This window comes from Micromonospora sp. NPDC005707 (assembly GCF_040631005.1).
In the GTDB taxonomy this organism is placed as follows: Bacteria; Actinomycetota; Actinomycetes; order Mycobacteriales; family Micromonosporaceae; genus Micromonospora.
This window is the reverse complement of sequence record NZ_JBEXYR010000022.1, coordinates 48,300-65,147: the sequence shown is the minus strand read 5'-3', so window position 1 is coordinate 65,147 and position 16,848 is coordinate 48,300. Positions and strand designations below refer to the sequence as shown.

The 16,848-nt window shown below is 72.3% G+C and carries 15 protein-coding genes and 1 tRNA gene; 12 read left to right on the top strand and 4 right to left on the bottom strand.

Annotated features, from left to right (window positions below; genetic code table 11):
- The first annotated feature begins 32 nt into the window (after positions 1–32).
- The 3 genes from ABZ452_RS30085 (at position 33) to ABZ452_RS30075 (ending at position 4,145) form a co-directional block, all read left to right on the top strand.
- The gene (locus ABZ452_RS30085; protein ID WP_357950070.1) at positions 33–503 is read left to right on the top strand and encodes an Rrf2 family transcriptional regulator; all 471 of its coding nucleotides are present in this window, start codon (positions 33–35) and stop codon (positions 501–503) included.
- Between the two features lie 192 nt (positions 504–695).
- Positions 696–1,706, top strand: coding sequence for a sulfite exporter TauE/SafE family protein (locus tag ABZ452_RS30080; protein WP_357950067.1), 1,011 nt, complete (start codon positions 696–698; stop codon positions 1,704–1,706).
- 186 nt (positions 1,707–1,892) lie between these two features.
- Positions 1,893–4,145, top strand: coding sequence for a cellulose binding domain-containing protein (locus ABZ452_RS30075; protein WP_357950065.1), 2,253 nt, complete (start codon positions 1,893–1,895; stop codon positions 4,143–4,145).
- A 167-nt stretch (positions 4,146–4,312) separates the two neighbouring features.
- On the opposite strand, the gene ABZ452_RS30070 is transcribed toward ABZ452_RS30075, so the two are convergent.
- Entirely contained in the window at positions 4,313–5,323 is a 1,011-nt protein-coding gene (locus ABZ452_RS30070) for an LLM class flavin-dependent oxidoreductase (RefSeq protein ID WP_357950063.1), read from the bottom strand.
- Positions 5,324–5,576: 253 nt separating this feature from the next.
- Between ABZ452_RS30070 and ABZ452_RS30065 the strand changes: the two genes are divergently transcribed.
- Complete coding sequence (locus tag ABZ452_RS30065; RefSeq protein WP_357950060.1) at positions 5,577–6,941, top strand: hypothetical protein; 1,365 nt, start codon at positions 5,577–5,579, stop codon at positions 6,939–6,941.
- A gap of 20 nt (positions 6,942–6,961) precedes the next feature.
- Here ABZ452_RS30065 and ABZ452_RS30060 read toward each other — a convergent pair whose 3' ends face one another.
- The gene (locus ABZ452_RS30060) at positions 6,962–7,441 is read right to left on the bottom strand and encodes an Lrp/AsnC family transcriptional regulator (protein ID WP_357950058.1); all 480 of its coding nucleotides are present in this window, start codon (positions 7,439–7,441) and stop codon (positions 6,962–6,964) included.
- Positions 7,442–7,524: 83 nt separating this feature from the next.
- Here ABZ452_RS30060 and ABZ452_RS30055 point away from each other — a divergent pair, with 83 nt between their 5' ends.
- Positions 7,525–8,700, top strand: a complete 1,176-nt coding sequence (locus ABZ452_RS30055) for an aminotransferase class I/II-fold pyridoxal phosphate-dependent enzyme (protein WP_357950055.1) — start codon at positions 7,525–7,527, stop codon at positions 8,698–8,700.
- A 5-nt stretch (positions 8,701–8,705) separates the two neighbouring features.
- Here ABZ452_RS30055 and ABZ452_RS30050 read toward each other — a convergent pair whose 3' ends face one another.
- Together ABZ452_RS30050 and ABZ452_RS30045 are read right to left on the bottom strand one after the other, a co-directional pair.
- Positions 8,706–9,440, bottom strand: a complete 735-nt coding sequence (locus ABZ452_RS30050; RefSeq protein WP_357950052.1) for a transcriptional regulator — start codon at positions 9,438–9,440, stop codon at positions 8,706–8,708.
- Between the two features lie 48 nt (positions 9,441–9,488).
- A tRNA-Leu gene (locus tag ABZ452_RS30045) sits at positions 9,489–9,572 on the bottom strand.
- Positions 9,573–9,667: 95 nt separating this feature from the next.
- On the opposite strand from ABZ452_RS30045, the gene ABZ452_RS30040 reads away from it, so the two are divergent.
- From ABZ452_RS30040 to ABZ452_RS30010, 7 genes are all read left to right on the top strand, one after another.
- Positions 9,668–10,288, top strand: a complete 621-nt coding sequence (locus tag ABZ452_RS30040) for a response regulator (protein WP_357950049.1) — start codon at positions 9,668–9,670, stop codon at positions 10,286–10,288.
- A gap of 93 nt (positions 10,289–10,381) precedes the next feature.
- Entirely contained in the window at positions 10,382–11,545 is a 1,164-nt protein-coding gene (locus ABZ452_RS30035; protein WP_357950046.1) for a hypothetical protein, read from the top strand.
- Between the two features lie 260 nt (positions 11,546–11,805).
- A complete protein-coding gene (locus ABZ452_RS30030; RefSeq protein WP_357950043.1) occupies positions 11,806–12,969 on the top strand; it encodes a branched-chain amino acid ABC transporter substrate-binding protein in 1,164 nt (387 codons plus the stop codon).
- A 95-nt stretch (positions 12,970–13,064) separates the two neighbouring features.
- Entirely contained in the window at positions 13,065–14,015 is a 951-nt protein-coding gene (locus ABZ452_RS30025) for a branched-chain amino acid ABC transporter permease (protein ID WP_357950040.1), read from the top strand.
- Positions 14,012–15,166, top strand: a complete 1,155-nt coding sequence (locus tag ABZ452_RS30020) for a branched-chain amino acid ABC transporter permease (protein WP_357950038.1) — start codon at positions 14,012–14,014, stop codon at positions 15,164–15,166. Before ABZ452_RS30025 ends, ABZ452_RS30020 begins: the two co-directional genes overlap by 4 nt.
- Positions 15,159–16,079: an ABC transporter ATP-binding protein gene (locus ABZ452_RS30015; protein ID WP_192579965.1), complete on the top strand. Its 921-nt coding sequence runs from the start codon at positions 15,159–15,161 to the stop codon at positions 16,077–16,079. The genes ABZ452_RS30020 and ABZ452_RS30015 overlap by 8 nt, the downstream gene beginning before the upstream one ends.
- Positions 16,069–16,779: an ABC transporter ATP-binding protein gene (locus tag ABZ452_RS30010; protein ID WP_151464709.1), complete on the top strand. Its 711-nt coding sequence runs from the start codon at positions 16,069–16,071 to the stop codon at positions 16,777–16,779. The genes ABZ452_RS30015 and ABZ452_RS30010 overlap by 11 nt, the downstream gene beginning before the upstream one ends.
- Positions 16,780–16,848 lie beyond the last annotated feature (69 nt).

Sequence of the window (16,848 nt, the reverse complement as noted above, 5' to 3'; positions counted from 1 at the left end):
GGGCGGCTGACCAGGCGACTAACCTTGCCGGCATGCGCCTCTCCGCTCGGGTCGACTATGCCCTCCGCGCGGCCGCCGAGCTGGCTTCCGTCGCCGACGGCGCGGCCGCCGGGCGGACCCGGCCGGTGACCGCCGAGCAGATCGCCCGCGCCCAGGAGATCCCGCCGAAGTTCCTGGAGAGCATCCTGCTCCAGCTGCGCCGCAGCGGCATCGTGCACGCCCAGCGGGGCCCCGAGGGCGGCTACTGGCTGGCCCGGCCCGCGGCGGAGATCTCCCTCGCCGAGGTGATCCGGGTGATCGACGGCCCGCTGGCGAACGTCCGCGGCCAGCGCCCGGAGCAGCTCGGCTACCAGGGTGCGGCGCGTGCCCTGCAGGACGTGTGGATCGCCCTGCGGGCCAGCGAGCGGGAGATCCTCGAACTGGTCACCATCGCCGACGTGGCCAGCGGCAGCCTGCCCGGCCGGATCAACGACCTCGCCGCCGACCCCCGCGCCTGGAGCTGACGCTCCGACCCGGCGACCGGCGACCCGGCGACCCGGTGACCCGGCGACCCGGTGACCCGGTGGCGCCGTCCCGGGCGGCCGTCGCGCCGTCCGGCGCGTTCCCATTAACCGGATGGAGGACTTGACCGGAGCGCCCCCGTGCCGCATTGTCGACCAAGTCGATAGGAGATACCGAAAAGTCAGGGGGCGCTCGTGCGCAAGCTGCTGGTCCTCGCCCTCGTCGGGCTCGCCGCGCAACTGGTCGACGGCGCGCTCGGCATGGCGTACGGGCTGACCTCCTCGACCCTGCTGCTCTTCGCCGGGGTGGCCCCGGCCGCAGCCTCCGCCTCGGTGCACCTGGCCGAGATCGGCACCACCCTCGCCGCCGGCGTCTCGCACTGGCGGTTCGGCAACGTGGACTGGCGCGTGGTCGGCCGGATCGCGCTGCCCGGCGCGGTCGGCGCGTTCGCCGGCGCCACCTTCCTCAGCTCCATCTCCACCGAGTCCGCCGCGCCCTGGATGGCCGCCATCCTGTTCACCCTCGGCGCCTACCTGCTGGTCCGCTTCTCCCGGCCGCTGCGCGCCAACCGGGCCGCCGGGCGGCTCCGCAGCCGCTTCCTGGCCCCGCTCGGCCTGGTCGCCGGCTTCGTCGACGCCACCGGCGGGGGCGGCTGGGGCCCGGTCGCCACCCCGGCGCTGCTGGTGTCCGGCCGGATGGAACCCCGCAAGGTGATCGGCTCCGTCGACACCTCCGAGTTCCTGGTGGCCGGCGCGGCCAGTGCCGGCTTCCTGATCGGCCTCGGCTCCGAGGGCTTCCTGCTGCCCACCGTGGCCGCGCTGCTGATCGGCGGCCTGATCGCCGCGCCGATCGCCGCCTGGCTGGTCCGCATCGTCCCCGCGCAGCTGCTCGGCGCCGTCATCGGCGGGGTGATCGTGCTGACCAACACCCGCACCCTGCTGCGCGCCGGTGAGCTGGGCGGCCCGGTCCCCGCCCTGGCCTACACGGTGCTCGGCGCCGGCTGGCTCGTCGCCCTGGTGCTGGCCGTGCGGGCGCTGCGGCGCACCCGCCGGGCCCGCGCCACCGTCGAGGCCGCCCTCGCCGCCCGGCCCGCCGCGCCGGTCGCCGAGCCGGCCACCCCGGCCGCCGAATCGGTTCACGCCACCGACGCCGCCGCCACCGCGCCGGAGGAAACCCGCCGGCTCGCCGCCGCCGTCGAGGGCTGACCGCCCCGGCCCGGCCGTGGCCGGGCGGGTGTGGTTGTGCGGTGGGAAAGCGTTGTCCTACCCTGACTTGGCGCGGAGCCAGTCACCGACGTCGATCTCGTCACGTCAGCGCGGCGTACCTCTCTCCGCCGGCCCGGGCAGGCCGGCGCGTCCGTCGCGTGCCTGACCTCCGCGAAAGGCATTCTCGTGCACCTCCGCACCCCGCGCCGCCGCACCGCGCTGCTCGCCGCGGCCTCGGCGGCCACCCTCCTGGCCGGCGCCCTCGGCACGGTGACCGCCGCCGCGGCGGCCACCGGCTGCCGCGTCGACTACCGGATCACCAACCAGTGGGGCGGCGGCTTCGGCGCCGACGTCACCGTCACCAACCTCGGCGATCCGCTGAACGGCTGGACGCTCACCTGGGCCTTCGCCGCCGGCCAGCAGGTCGCCCAGAGCTGGAACGCCACGGTGAGCCAGTCCGGCGCCCAGGTCACGGCCCGCGACGCCGGTTACAACGCCGCCATCGGCACCGGCGGCACCGCGAACTTCGGCTTCAACGGCTCCTGGAACGACGCCGGCAATCCCGCCCCGACCGGCTTCGCGCTCAACGGCGTCACCTGCACCGGCGCGACCGGCCCGACCAGCGCGCCGCCGCCCACCTCGGCGAGCCCGACGCCCACCCCGACCCCGACGTCCACCACCCCGCCCGCCGGCGCGAAGCAGATGGAGAAGCTCGACCGGGGGCTGGTCAGCGTCCGCTCGGGCAGCGGGAACCTGGTCTCGTGGCGGCTGCTCGGCACCGAGACCTCCGGCGTTTCGTTCAACCTCTACCGCGGCGCCACCAAGGTCAACAGCACCCCGATCACCGGCGCCACCAGCTGGCTCGACAGCGGCGCGGCCGCCGGGTCCGCGTACACCGTGCGGGCCGTGGTGAACGGCGCCGAGCAGGCCGCCTCCGCCCCGGCCCTGCAGTTCGCGGCCGGCTACCTGGACGTGCCGATCCAGGCCCCGCCCGGCGGCACCACCCCGACCGGGGAGGCGTACACCTACTCCGCGAACGACGCCAGTGTGGGCGACCTCGACGGCGACGGCCGCTACGAGTTCGTGCTCAAGTGGGATCCCTCCAACAGCAAGGACAACTCCCAGTCCGGCTACACCGGCAACGTCTACCTCGACGCCTACACCCTCACCGGCGCCCGGCTGTGGCGCGTCGACCTGGGGCGCAACATCCGCGCCGGCGCCCACTACACCCAGTTCCAGGTCTACGACTATGACGGCGACGGGGACGCCGAGGTGGCCGCGAAGACCGCCGACCGCACCCGCTCCGGCACCGGCCAGGTCATCGGCTCGTCGTCGGCCGACCACCGCAACTCCAGCGGCTACGTCCTCGCCGGGCCCGAGTACCTGACCATGTTCGACGGCCGCACCGGCGCCGCCCTCTCCACCGTCGACTACGACCCGCCGCGCGGCACCGTCTCCTCCTGGGGCGACTCCTACGGCAACCGCGTCGACCGGTTCCTCGCCGCCACCGCCTACCTCGACGGGCAGCGCCCGTCGCTGATCATGGCCCGCGGCTACTACACCCGCGCGGTGATCGCCGCCTGGGACTTCCGCGACGGCACCCTGCGCAGGCGGTGGACCTTCGACTCCAACGCCAGCGGCAACGGCGCCGCCGCCGGCCAGGGCAACCACAACCTGTCGGTGGCCGACGTCGACGGCGACGGCCGCCAGGAGATCGTGTACGGCGCGGCCGCCATCGACGACAACGGCCGGCTGCTGTGGTCCACCGGCACCGGGCACGGCGACGCCCTGCACGTCGGCGACCTCGACCCGGCCCGCGCCGGCCTGGAGGTCTTCAAGGTCGACGAGGACGGCAGCAAGCCCAGCTCCTGGCTGGCCGACGCGCGCACCGGCCAACTGCTCTGGCAGACCGCGCCGAACGGCGACAACGGCCGCGGCGTCTCCGACGACGTCTGGGCCGGCAGCCCCGGCGCCGAGTCCTGGTCCTCCGCGGTCGACGGGCTGCTCGACACCCGGGGGCGCAACGTCGGCCGCAAGCCGTCCTCGGCGAACTTCCTCGCCTGGTGGGACGGCGACCCGGTGCGCGAACTCCTCGACGGCACCCGGATCGACAAGTACGGCACCGGCGGCGACACCCGGCTGCTCACCGGCAGCGGCGTCGCGGCGAACAACGGCACCAAGTCCACCCCGGCGCTCTCCGGCGACATCCTCGGGGACTGGCGCGAGGAGGTGGTCTGGCGGACCGCCGACAGCACGGCGCTGCGCGTCTACAGCACGCCCGTCACGACCGGCCTGCGCCTGCCGACGCTGGCGCACGACCCGCAGTATCGCGTGGCGCTCGCCTGGCAGAACACCGCCTACAACCAGCCGCCGCACCCGGGCTTCCACCTCGGCGACGGCATGAGCACCCCGCCCGCGCCGAACATCTACCTGCGCTGAACGAGAAGGCACCGGGCCGCCGGCCGCGGAATCCGCTTCGCCGGCGACCCGGTGCACCACACCGCAGCACTCCCGACCCGTCCCGACCGGAAATGCCGTACCACCACCGGCTACAAAGTTAGGCGGCCCGCGCGACGGTGGGGTGACGTGGCTATGAAGAGCGTGTTTCAGCCCTTCCGGTGCAGGCCGCCGGCCACCTTCTCGGCGATCAGCTCGAACGAGCGCACGCGGTCGGCCACGTCGTAGACCATCGTGGTCAGCATCAGCTCGTCCGCGCCGGTGCGCTCCAGCAGCGCGCCGAGCTGCCGGGCCACCGTCTCCGGCGAACCGGTCGCCTGGCCCTCCCGGCGCTGCACCACGAACTCCCGCTCGAACTCCGAGTACGGGTAGGCCGCCGCCTCCTCCGGGCTGACCAGCGGCTCCGGCCGCCCCGACCGCAGCTTCAGGAAGGACAACCCGGCCGGGCCGGCCAGCCACTCCGCCCGCTCGTCGGTCTCCGCGCAGACCGCGTTTACCGCCACCATCGCGTACGGCTGCTCCAGCCACTGCGACGGCCGGAAGCTCTGCCGGTAGAGCTGGAGCGCGGGGATGGTGTTCTGCGCGCTGAAGTGGTGCGCGAACGAGAACGGCAGCCCGAGCAGCCCGGCCAGCTGGGCGCTGAACCCGCTCGACCCGAGCAGCCACACCTCCGGCGACTGCCCCCGGCCCGGCGTCGCGGTGATCGGCCCCGGCTCCGCGCCGCTGAAGTAGTTCATGAGGTCGGCCAGCTCGCGGGGGAAGTGCTCCGCCGACAGGCCCTCCATGGTCCGGCGCAACGCCAGCGCGGTCACCTGGTCGGTGCCCGGCGCGCGGCCGATGCCCAGGTCGATCCGGCCCGGGTGCAGCGCCTCCAGGGTGCCGAACTGCTCGGCCACCACCAGCGGCGCGTGGTTGGGCAGCATCACCCCGCCGGAGCCCAGCCGGATCGTCGAGGTGTGCGCCCCCAGGTGCGCCAGCAGCACCGCCGGCGCGGAGCTGGCGATGGCCGGCATGTTGTGGTGCTCGGCCACCCAGAACCGGCGGTAGCCCAGCTCCTCGGTGCGGCGAGCCAGCTCGGTGGTGTGCCGCAGGGCCTCACCGGCGCTGCCGCTGGCGGCCACCGGGGCAAGATCAAGAACAGACAAGGGTACGTCGATCACAGCACCCTCAACCGGCCGTGCGCCGGATTTGTTCCGTACCGTCGATCAGCGGGCAGCCGCTTCCGCACGACCCGGGTGCGGTTTGTCGGCTATCGGCCGTCCCGGTCGGTTCTGCTGCCTGCCCGGTACGAGCCGGCCCCGGCGACGAACGGACCGGTCCACCGGCCGTCTCCTGTGGACGTAACTCCGGTGATCGCCTTTGCCGAAGCGGGTTAGAGTCCTCGTCGCCGTCCCACCCCACCCGGGAGCCCCCTTGCCGCTGGACCTCGACCACATCTATGTGCCGATCAAGTTCGACCTCGGAGGGGTCATCGACGACGTCTGGCAGGCGATGCCGGTCCTCCAGAAGTTCGGGGAGGTCTCCGTCGACGCCGTCGACGACCGGGACGCCCGCTCCTACAACATCTCCTACCTGGCCACGCACCCGCCGACCGTGACGATCCGGCTGCCCGACTCCGAGGTACGCCTGCGCGACGTCACCTGGCAGGTCCGCACCGACCTCGTCGTGTACTCGGCGCTGGGCCTGGTCTCGGTCGACCTCCGACTGGCCGGGCCGTCCCGGCCGCTGACCGACGACGACCTGCGGCGCTTCTACGACGACCAGGTGGCCGCCAACAACGTGGACTACTTCGCCTACCTCGACGACATCGGCGTGCTCTCGGCGAACCTCGCCTCCTACCGGCAGTCCGCGCAGGCCAACAGCAGCACCCACGCCGGTTGGCTGGCCGCCCCGTACGTCACCCGACTGCGCCAGGCGCTGCTGGACTGCCCGGCGTTCCGGCCGCGGGAACGATGCTATCCGTTCCAGAACATGCGCCAGTTCTTCGTCCTGCGACAGACCGCCGGCGACACCGGCGACCCGCACCTGGTCGACGCCCTGCTCGGCCTGACCGCGCGGACCCCCCGATCCACCGACGGGGCCGCCACGCCCTCCTGGCCGGCGCTGCGCATCGAGGACGTGATCGTGCACTCCAGCGGCTGGTCGACCGTGGCCGTCCTCGACGGGCAGGCGACGCGCGACGCGCTGGGCATCGTGCAGGAGATGTACGGACAGATCCATGCGCAGTGGTTCTTCTGCCAGCTCTGGATCGGTGTCGACCCCGCCGATCACGAGGACGAACGGCTGATCACCAGCCCGGCCGAGGCCACCGATCACCGGGTCGCGCAGCTGGCGCGGGTGCAGATCGAACTGGCGCACGGGCTGGCCGAGATCGGCAACGTGGACCTGATGTTCCGTGACCCGGCGCGGGTGGCGGTCGCCCGCTTCCTCATCCAGGCGCTGCGCGTCGAGGGGCACGCCGAGGCGGCCCAGCGGCGGCTGGAGCAGCTCAGGGCCATCCTCGAACAGGTCTCGAACCTGCGCACCTCGTACTTCCAGCGGCGCCTGCAACTGCTGTTCGCCATCACCGCCATCGCCGGGGTCGTCGGACTGTATCCGGCCGCGCACGACCTCAACACGACCTGGCGCGCGTGGACCGTGATCCTCTTCGGTTCGCTGGCGCTGATGTGCTGGCTCGCGATCCGGTCGATGAGCCGCTCCGAAGCGGAGTCCCGACGCGGGCGCGGCGCGTGGCGACGCCGCACCGGCGGCGCCGGCCGCCGCCCCGTGCGCAGGTGACAGCGGCGTGATCGGTCCACCTAGCCCATGCCGCGGGCCTGCTCGAAGATCAGACTCGTCTGGGTGTGCTGCACCGCCGGATCCACCGCCAGATGGTCCAGCACGAAGTCCCGCAGCGCGTCCCCGGACGCCGCCCGCACGTGCAGCACGTAGTCCTCCGCGCCCGCCACGTGGAATACCGCCACCACCCCCGGCAGGCGCACCGACCGGGCCCGGAACGCGTCCACGGCCGCCCGCTCGTGCGCGGCCAGACGCACCGACACCAGCGCCTGCAACGGCAACCCCACGGCCGCCGGGTCCACCTCCGCGTGGAACCCCCGGATCGCCCCGCACTCGCGCAGCGCCCGGGTCCGCGTCAGGCACGTCGACGGCGCCACCCCCACCCGCTCGGCCAGGGCGTTGTTCGGCAACCGGCCGTCCGCCGCCAGCTCGGCCAGGATCGCGCGGTCCACGTCGTCCAGCGCCGCGAACGGCCGTACATCATTCGGTGCGACAGGCATGTGAACATCCTTCCCCGAACTTCCCTCCCTCGGAAGGGCTCCGAGCAGAATCTTGTTCGCTCCTCTTGCCTGATGACGGCCTCATGTTCGACGCTTCCGCCATGACAGCCGTGGACACCGCAGCCGTGCACGCCGGGCGTGAGGACCTCGCCGGACTCGGCGTCCACGTGCCACCCATCGACTTCTCCACCACCAACCCGCTGCCCTCCGTGACCGGCGGCGGCGACGACTACGAGACCCTCGCCACCGGCGGCACCCTCCCCGCCGGCGGCAGCGCCGTCTACCAGCGGCTCTGGAACCCCACCGTCGCCCGCTTCGAGACCGCCCTCGCCCACCTCGAAGGCACCGCCGAAGCCGTCGCCTTCGCCAGCGGCATGGCCGCCCTCACCGCCACCCTCCTCGCCGCCACCCGCGACGGGAAACGGCACGTCGTCGCCGTCCGCCCCCTCTACGGCGGCACCGACCACGTGCTCGCCACCGGCCTGCTCGGCACCGAGGTCACCTGGGCGCGGCCCCACGAGGTCGCCGCCGCGATCCGCCCCGACACCGCCCTGGTCGTCGTCGAGACCCCGGCCAACCCCACCCTCGACCTCGTCGACATCGCCGCCCTCGCCACCGCCGCCGGGGACGTCCCGCTGCTCGTCGACAACACCGTCGCCACCCCGGTGCTCCAGCGACCCGCCCGGCACGGCGCCGCCCTCGTGCTGCACAGCGCCACCAAGAGCATCGGCGGCCACGGCGACGTGCTCGCCGGCGTCGTCGCCTGCGCCCCCGAATGGGCCACCCGGCTGCGCCAGGTCCGCGCCGTCACCGGCGCCGTCCTGCACCCGCTCGGCGCCTACCTCCTGCACCGCGGCCTGCAGACCCTGCCGCTGCGGGTCCGCGCCCAGCAGGCCGGCGCCGAGAAACTCGCCGCCTGGCTCTCCGACCACCCCGCCGTCGCCCGGGTGCACCACCCCAGCGTCACGGACCCGGCCGGGCTGGTCGGCCGCCAGATGGCCGGCCCCGGCAGCCTGCTCGCCTTCGAGGTACGCGGCGGCGCCCCCGCCGCGGCGGCCGTCGCCGGGGCGTGCCGGCTGATCACCCACGCCGTGTCACTCGGCGGCGTGGACACGCTGATCCAGCACCCGGCCTCGCTCACCCACCGGCCGGTCGAGGACGACGCCAAGCCGTGCGGCGGGCTGCTGCGCCTCTCGGTCGGGCTGGAGGACCCGGAGGACCTGCGCGCCGACCTGGCGCAGGCGCTGTCCGTGCTCTGACCCGGTCAGGACTTCGGGCCGACGTGGCGGTCCAGCGCCGCCACGGCGTCCCGCCGCGCCACCGACAGTGACCAGGGCAGGTTCATCCGCCAGGCGATGCCGAGCAGATCGAGAGCCCACTGGCAGAGCCCCATGATGTCGGCGGACCGGTTGGAGAACATGTAGCGGGGATAGACGTACTGCTTGCCGCGGACGGTGACCCGGTTGGCGAACCGGGTGCCGTCGGAATGGAACAGGCCCCGCAGGAAGTGGCCCGCGTTCGCGGTCAGGATCTCCCGCTGCCAGCCCGCGAGGACGATCGGCCGCTGGTGCTTCTTGCCCGGGCCGTGCTGCGGGAACAGGCAGGGCCAGTGGCGGGCGGTGCTCTGCACGGCCACGCAGCCACGCTTCTGGATCCGCTGGACCTTGTTCGCGAGCACCGCCCGCATGGCCGCGTCGCACAGGTCGATCAGGTGCGGCCAGGCATCGGCGCAGTAGACACGGAGGACCGGCACCCGGTCGGTCGTGACCAGATGTCCGTCGCCCAGATACAGCCCGAGCAGGTAGGCGTAGGCCGCCGGATCGGGCGGATTTTCCGGGTCGGGGCGGCAGCGGAAGCACCGGACGGCGCTGCCGAGCATCGCCGGCTCGGGCCGGTCGACGCACCAGTGCCAGACGGTGGTGTAGGGCAGGGAGAGGCTGCGGGCTACCGACCGGATGTTGTGGCCCCGGGCGCGGAGAGCGCGGGCCCGCGCCCGCATTTCGGGAGGATGCACATCAGCATCATCGAACAGGTGTATGACAGAAAGTGCCGGGAGCGGGACTTGAACCCGCACGCCCTTTCGGGCAGATGCTTTTGAGGCATCCGAGTCTGCCGATTCCTCCATCCCGGCGTCACCCCTGCGGAGGGTGTGGCTCACTGTACCCGACTAGTCTCATGCGGGAGCATGGGTGGTGACCGTGCCGAGATCGATGGTGGGAGTGGCTCGTGGCCGAGATGCAGGCGGATGCCGAGCGCAAGCGCGTTCTGATCGCCGAGGACGAGGCGCTCATCCGGCTGGACCTGGCCGAGATGCTCGTGGAAGAGGGCTACGAGGTGGTCGGCGAGGCCGGTGACGGCGAGACCGCCGTCAAGCTCGCCGAGGAGCTGAAGCCCGACCTCGTCATCCTCGACATCAAGATGCCGATCATGGATGGGCTGGCCGCCGCCGAGCGGATCGCCGGCGCCCGGATCGCCCCGGTGATCATCCTGACCGCGTTCAGCCAGCGCGACCTCGTGGAGCGGGCGCGCGCGGCGGGCGCGATGGCCTACCTGGTCAAGCCGTTCCAGAAGAGCGACCTGGTGCCGGCCGTGGAGATCGCGCTGTCGCGCTACTCGGAGATCGCGGCGCTGGAGGCGGAGGTCGCCGGCCTCACCGACCGGCTGGAGATCCGCAAGACCGTCGAGCGGGCCAAGGGCGCGCTCATGACGACGTACGGGATGACCGAGCCGCAGGCGTTCAAGTGGATCCAGCGCACCGCGATGGACCACCGGATGACCATGCGGGAGGTCGCCGAGCGGATCCTCGCCGAGACCGCCGGCGGCGAGGTGGCGCAGCCCGCCTCCTGAGTCCCGCCCGACGACCCGGCGCGCCCCCGCTGACCGGGGCGGGCGCGGCTCGGCGGGTTCCCCGTGTCGGGGCCGGTCGATACGATCGCCGCCATGCGGCGTCCGCTGGCGGTGCTCGGCCTGCTCGTGGTGCTGCTCGCTGCCTGCCGTTCGCCCGGCCGGGCCGAGCCCGAGCCCGAGCCCGCGCCGCTGCGGCCCGCCTGGCAGCCGGTCGCCCTCCCGGTCCCGTCCGGCCTGTCCGGCCGGCTGGCGCTGCGGGACGCGGCCGCCTGTGGGGGCCGCTGGTTCGTGGTGGGCGCCGTGGTGGACGCGGCGGGAATGACGCACCCGGCGGCCTGGTCGAGCGCCGACGCGGCCACGTGGACGGCGCTGCGTCCGGTGCCCCGCAGCCCCTACGGCGAGGAGAACGTGCTGACCGCGGCGGGTTGCCGGGACGGCCGGCTGGCGGCGGTGGGCGGCAAGAGCGGCGGGGTGCACGGCAATCCACGGATCAGCACCTGGCGGCAGGTGGCGGACGGTTCGCTGGTCGAGGTGCCGGCCGAGTTCGAGGTGTTCGGGGGCGCGGACGCGGTGAACGCGGGCCGGATCGCGGGCGGGCCGCGCGGCTGGCTGATCTCCGGCAACCGGGCGACCGGCGCGGCGGCGTGGGTGTCGCCGGACGGGTCGGACTTCCGGTTGGTGAGCGCGGTGCCGGGGCTGGCGACGGACGCGAGCGGCCGGCCGTGGGCGGCGGACGGCACGGCGACGGCGTCGGGATGGCTCATGGTGGGCTCGGTGCTGTCGTCGGGGCGTACCGGATCGTCAGCGGTGGTGTGGACCTCGGCGGACGGGTCGGCCTGGCGGCGCGCGGTGCTGCCGGGTGCGGAGGAGGACCTGCAGCGGGTGGTGCGGGCGGGGGAGCGGACGGTGGCGGTGGGCCGCCGCGGCGGCGGCCTGGGCGCCTGGCTGGGGGAGGGCGACGCGTGGCGGCCGGGCGGGGGCCTGGGTGGCGCGGGCACGGATTCGCCGGGCCTGGTGTGGGGGCTGGCGGCGCGCGGCGACGGTGTGTGGGCGGTGGTGGCCGGGTCCGCGGCGGGTGCCGGGTGGTTCTCGGCGGACGGCGGGCGGTGGTCGCCGGTGGCGCTGCCGGTGGCGGTGCCACCGGGCAGTGACCGGACGGTGGCGGTGGCCGCGGCGGGTGACGTGGCGTTGCTGCTGGTCGATGACGGCGGGCGGGCGGCGGTGTGGTCGGCGCGGGGTTCGTGGCGCCCCGCGTGAGCCTCTCACCTGCGGGTTTCCGGTCAGTGTCGGATGTCCGATTTTCCCACCCTGCGGGCTCGTGTGTTACAGCACATCTGTGAATCCGGCCACTCAACGTAACGGTTAGGTCAACCCGGCTCCTCAGGTCTACCTTCACGACCCGCTGGTGGGATAACGTCCCGCCCCAGACCGGGATCGCGGTCGGTCCGGCCAACCCCTGCAAGGTCCAATTCGCGGTGGGTGGTTTCCGGGCCTTCGGACGGAGGAGGGTACGAGCCGTGAGGCAGAAGCTCGCACGGGTGCTGGGTGGCGTGGCCATCGGTGCGCTCGTTTTCAGTGGCGCGGCCTGCAAGGCTGACAGTGGTAGCGACGCGGGTGGCAGCAAGGCCGCCTGTGACCTGAAGATCGGCTTCTTCGGCCCGCTGACCGGTGACGCCGCGGGTCTCGGTATCCACATGCGCAACGGCACCAAGCTGGCCATCGACCAGTACAACAAGGACAACGCGGACTGCAAGGTCCAGATCGAGGAGTACGACTCGCAGGGTGACCCGGCCAAGGCGCCGGCCCTGGCGCAGAAGGCGGTCGGCGACGCCAAGGTCGTCGGCATCATCGGCCCGGCCTTCTCGGGTGAGTCCGAGGTCGGCAACCCGATCTTCGACGAGGCCGGCCTGCCGGCCATCACCCCGTCGGCGACCCGCCCGAGCCTGAGCACCAAGAACTGGAAGATCTTCCACCGGGGCGTCGGTAACGACACCTCCCAGGGCCCGGCCGCCGGCCGGTACATCAAGAACGTCCTGAAGGCCGAAAAGGTCTACGTCATCGACGACCAGTCGGCGTACGGCGCCGGCCTGGTGGACGAGGTGAAGAAGGTCATCGGCGCGGTCGCGGGCGAGGACAAGATCCAGGTCAAGCAGACCAACTTCTCCGCCCAGGTCACCAAGGTCGTGAGTAGCGGCGCGAACGTCCTCTTCTTCGGTGGCTACTACACCGAGGCCGGCCTGCTGCTCAAGCAGCTCAAGGGCGCGGGCTGGAAGGGCACGATGGTCGCCGGTGACGGTGTCAACGACGCCAACTTCATCAAGGTCGCCGGCGAGCAGGTCGCCGAGGGCACGATCCTGACCTGCCCGTGCGCCCCGGCCACCGCGGCCAAGGGCTCCTTCGTGACCGACTACAAGGCGGCCTTCGACAACGCCGAGCCGGGCACCTACGCCGACGTGTCGTACGACATCACGAAGATCATGCTGGAGGGCATCAAGGCCGGCAAGGGCACCCGCGCCGACCTGCTGAGCTTCATCAACTCCTACAACGGCACCGGCGGCGCGACCGGCGTCACCTACAAGTTCGAGTCCACCGGCGAGTTGGACCCGGCTCAGGTGAAGGTCTGGGCGTTCAAGGTGAACGCGGGCAAGGTCGTCCCCGACATCGAGATCCCCAAGGCCTGACCGGTTCGTCCGGTCCCGGCACGGGACACCAGGCGTGCGGCCGGGAGTGATTTCTCCCGGCCGCACCGCTTGGCCGCACAGTTGGAGCCCCCACTTTGAACTTCGATGAGCTCTTCGGGAACTTCCCGGCGCTGACCATCACCGGCCTGGAGCAGGGCGCGATCTACGCGCTCATCGCCCTCGGCTACACCCTGGTGTACGGCGTTCTGCGTCTGATCAACTTTGCTCACTCCGAGGTCTTCATGGTCGGTACGTTCACCGCCATGTGGACCTGGCAGGCCCTCGGCTACGACCAGAACGCGGCCGCCCCGTCCCTCGGCCCGCTGATCCTGGCGGTGATCGCCGGTCTCGTGGTCGCGATGGCCGCCTCGGCGGTCACGGCCGTCACGGTCGAACTGGTCGCCTACCGGCCGCTGCGCCGCCGCAACGCGCCGCCGCTGGCCTTCCTCATCACCGCGATCGGCGCGTCGTTCGTGCTCGCCGAGTCGTTCGGCATCGGCACCCGCCGGGCCCCGTTCGGCCAGGCGGACCTGATCCCGTCGAAGACGGTCTTCACCCTCTTCGGCGCCGAGGTGACGAACAAGCAGCTGCTCATCCTCGGCGTCACGCTGGTCATGATGGTCGCGCTGGACCAGTTCGTGAACCGCAGCCGCCTGGGCCGCGGCATCCGGGCGGTCGCCCAGGACGCGGACACCGCCGCGCTCATGGGTGTCAACAAGAACCGCGTCATCCTGCTGGTGTTCGTGCTCGGCGGCCTGATGGCCGGCGTGGGCGCCCTGCTGTGGGACATCCGGTTCAACTACACCAAGTTCAACGTCGGCTTCCTGATCGGGCTCAAGGCCTTCGCGGCCGCGGTGCTCGGCGGCATCGGCAACCTGCGCGGCGCGCTGCTCGGCGGCCTGCTGCTCGGCGTGGTGGAGAACTACGCGGCCGGCCTCTTCGGCGGTGAGTGGAAGGACTTCACCGGCTTCGTGCTGCTGATCGTGCTGCTGATGTTCCGGCCGACCGGTCTGCTCGGCGAATCTCTCGGGAGGGCGCGCGCATGACCGCCACCGTGGACAACAAGCGGACCGCGGGCTTCAAGAGCCGCTGGGCGGCCATGCCCAAGCAGGTGCGCTGGGCGGCGATCGCCGCGCTGATCGTCCTGCTCTACATCCTGCCCAACAAGTGGTTCTACGAGTACCTCGGCTTCCCCATCGGCAGCGACTACTTCGCCTTCTACACCACCCGCTCGGACTTCGCCGGGGTGCTCTTCGACACCGCGGTGTTCGTCCTGCTGGCCGTCGGGCTCAACGTGGTGGTCGGTTTCGCCGGCCTGCTCGACCTGGGCTACTTCGGCTTCTACGCGCTCGGCGCGTACACGGTCGCGCTGCTCACCTCGCCGGAGAGCCGGTTCGGCACGAACTGGCCGTGGCTGGCGGCCGTGCCTCTGGCAGTCATGGTGGCGATGGTCTCCGGCGTGATCCTGGGTGGCCCGACGCTGCGCCTGCGCGGTGACTACCTGGCCATCGTGACCCTCGGCTTCGCCGAGATGATCCGCCTGTACGCGGCCCGCAACGAGGGCATCCTCCAGGGCCAGCGCGGCATTCCGGCCGTCCCGCACCCGCCGGGCACCGGGACGGACGGCAAGCCGCTGTTCGGTGTGGTGGACGCCCGGCCGTACTACTGGCTGATGCTGACGCTGATCCTCATCGTGCTGCTGCTGGTCCGGAACCTGGCCAACAGCCGGGTCGGCCGGGCCTGGGTGGCGATCCGCGAGGACGAGGACGCCGCCGAGATCATGGGCGTGCCGACGTTCAAGTACAAGCTGTGGGCGTTCGCCATCGGCGCGGCCGTGGCCGGCCTGACCGGCGCGGTCTTCGCCGGCAAGCAGACGTTCATCAACTCCGACCAGTTCGTGCTGGAGAGCTCCATCCTGGTGCTGGCCGCGGTGATCCTCGGTGGCGCCGGCAACATCAAGGGCGCCATCGTCGGCGGCGCGGTCACCTGGTACCTGCCGGAGTGGCTGCGCGGCATCGGCGACCTCCTCGGGGTGGAGTTCGACGCCGCCGAGTACCGGATCCTGGTGTTCGGCCTGGTGGTCATCGTCATGATGATCTTCCGGCCGCAGGGTCTGGTGCCCAACCGGCGGCGGGCGGCGGAGTTCGCCGACCGGCGCAAGGAAGCGGTTCCCCAGGAGACGGTGCCCAATGAGTGAGCCGCAGATGCACAGCGAGCGGGACGAGACCAGCGAGCGGGACATCGCCGACGACGGTCGCAGCACGGTCGGCACCCCGCCGGAGAAGGGCTCGGACACCCCGGTCGAGCCCACGCCGGGCGACACCGCCCCGGCCGGGCGGGAGCCGCTGCTGGAGGTCGACCACGTCACCCTCCGCTTCGGCGGTGTGGTCGCCCTCAATGACGTCGCCTTCACCCTGTACAAGGGTGAGATCCTCGGCCTGATCGGCCCGAACGGCGCCGGCAAGACGACCTGCTTCAACGCGATGACCGGCGTCTACCGGCCCACCGAGGGTGAGATCCGGTTCGCCGGGCAGCGGGTCAACGGCAGGCGCCGGAGCTGGATCACCAAGGCGGGCATCGCCCGGACGTTCCAGAACATCCGGCTCTTCCCGGAGATGACCGCGCTGGAGAACGTGATGGTGGGCGCCGACGCCCACCACAAGACCAGCGTGATCGCCGCGATGCTGCGGCTGCCGCGGCACTGGCGGGAGGAGCGGCAGGGCCGCGAGCGGGCGCTCGAGCTGCTGCGCTTCGTCGGCATCGAGCGCCGCGCCGGGGATCTGGCCCGCAACCTCTCGTACGGCGAGCAGCGCCGGCTGGAGATCGCCCGGGCCCTGGCCACCGAGCCGAAACTCCTCTGCCTGGACGAGCCGGCCGCCGGCTTCACCCCGGCGGAGAAGGAGGAACTGCTCGGCCTGATCCGGAAGATCCGCGACAATGGCACGACGGTGCTGCTGATCGAGCACGACATGCGACTCGTCATGGGCGTGACCGACCGGATCGTGGTGCTGGAGTTCGGCAAGAAGATCGCCGAGGGCCTGCCGGCCGAGGTCCGGGACGACCCGAAGGTGATCGCCGCGTACCTGGGGGTGCCGACCGATGCTGCTTGAGATCAACGACCTGACCCTGCTGTACGGGCGGATCCAGGCGCTGCACGGGATCAGCCTGCACGTCGACGAGGGTGAGGTGGTGGCCCTGATCGGCGCGAACGGCGCCGGCAAGACCACCACCATGCGGGCGATCTCCGGGCTGCGCCCGGTGGCCTCCGGCTCGATCGTCTTCGACGGCACCGACGTCACCCGGATGCGGGCCGACCTGCGGGTGGTCCGGGGCATCGGGCAGGCGCCCGAGGGCCGGGGCGTCTTCCCCGGGATGACCGTCGTCGAGAACCTGGAGATGGGCGCGTACACCCGCCGGGACCGGTCGGGCATCGCCGAGGACATGAAGATGGTCATGGACCTCTTCCCCCGGCTGCACGAGCGGCGCAAGCAGGCCGGTGGCACGCTCTCCGGCGGCGAGCAGCAGATGCTGGCGGTGGGTCGGGCCCTGATGGCCCGTCCGAAGCTGCTGCTGCTCGACGAGCCCTCGATGGGGCTCGCGCCGATGCTGATCCAGCAGATCTTCGAGATCATCACCCGGATCAACGAGCAGGGCACCACCATCCTGCTGGTGGAGCAGAACGCCCAGCAGGCGCTCTCCCGGGCCCACCGGGGCTACGTGCTGGAGACCGGCCGGATCGTCAAGGAGGGCACCGGCCGGGACCTGCTGCACGACCCGGCGGTCAAGGAGGCGTACCTCGGCGTCGCCTGAGGTCGCACGACGTCGGCGGCCGGTCGTCCCTGTTCCGGGGCGGCCGGCCGCCGCTTTTCGCGGTCCCGC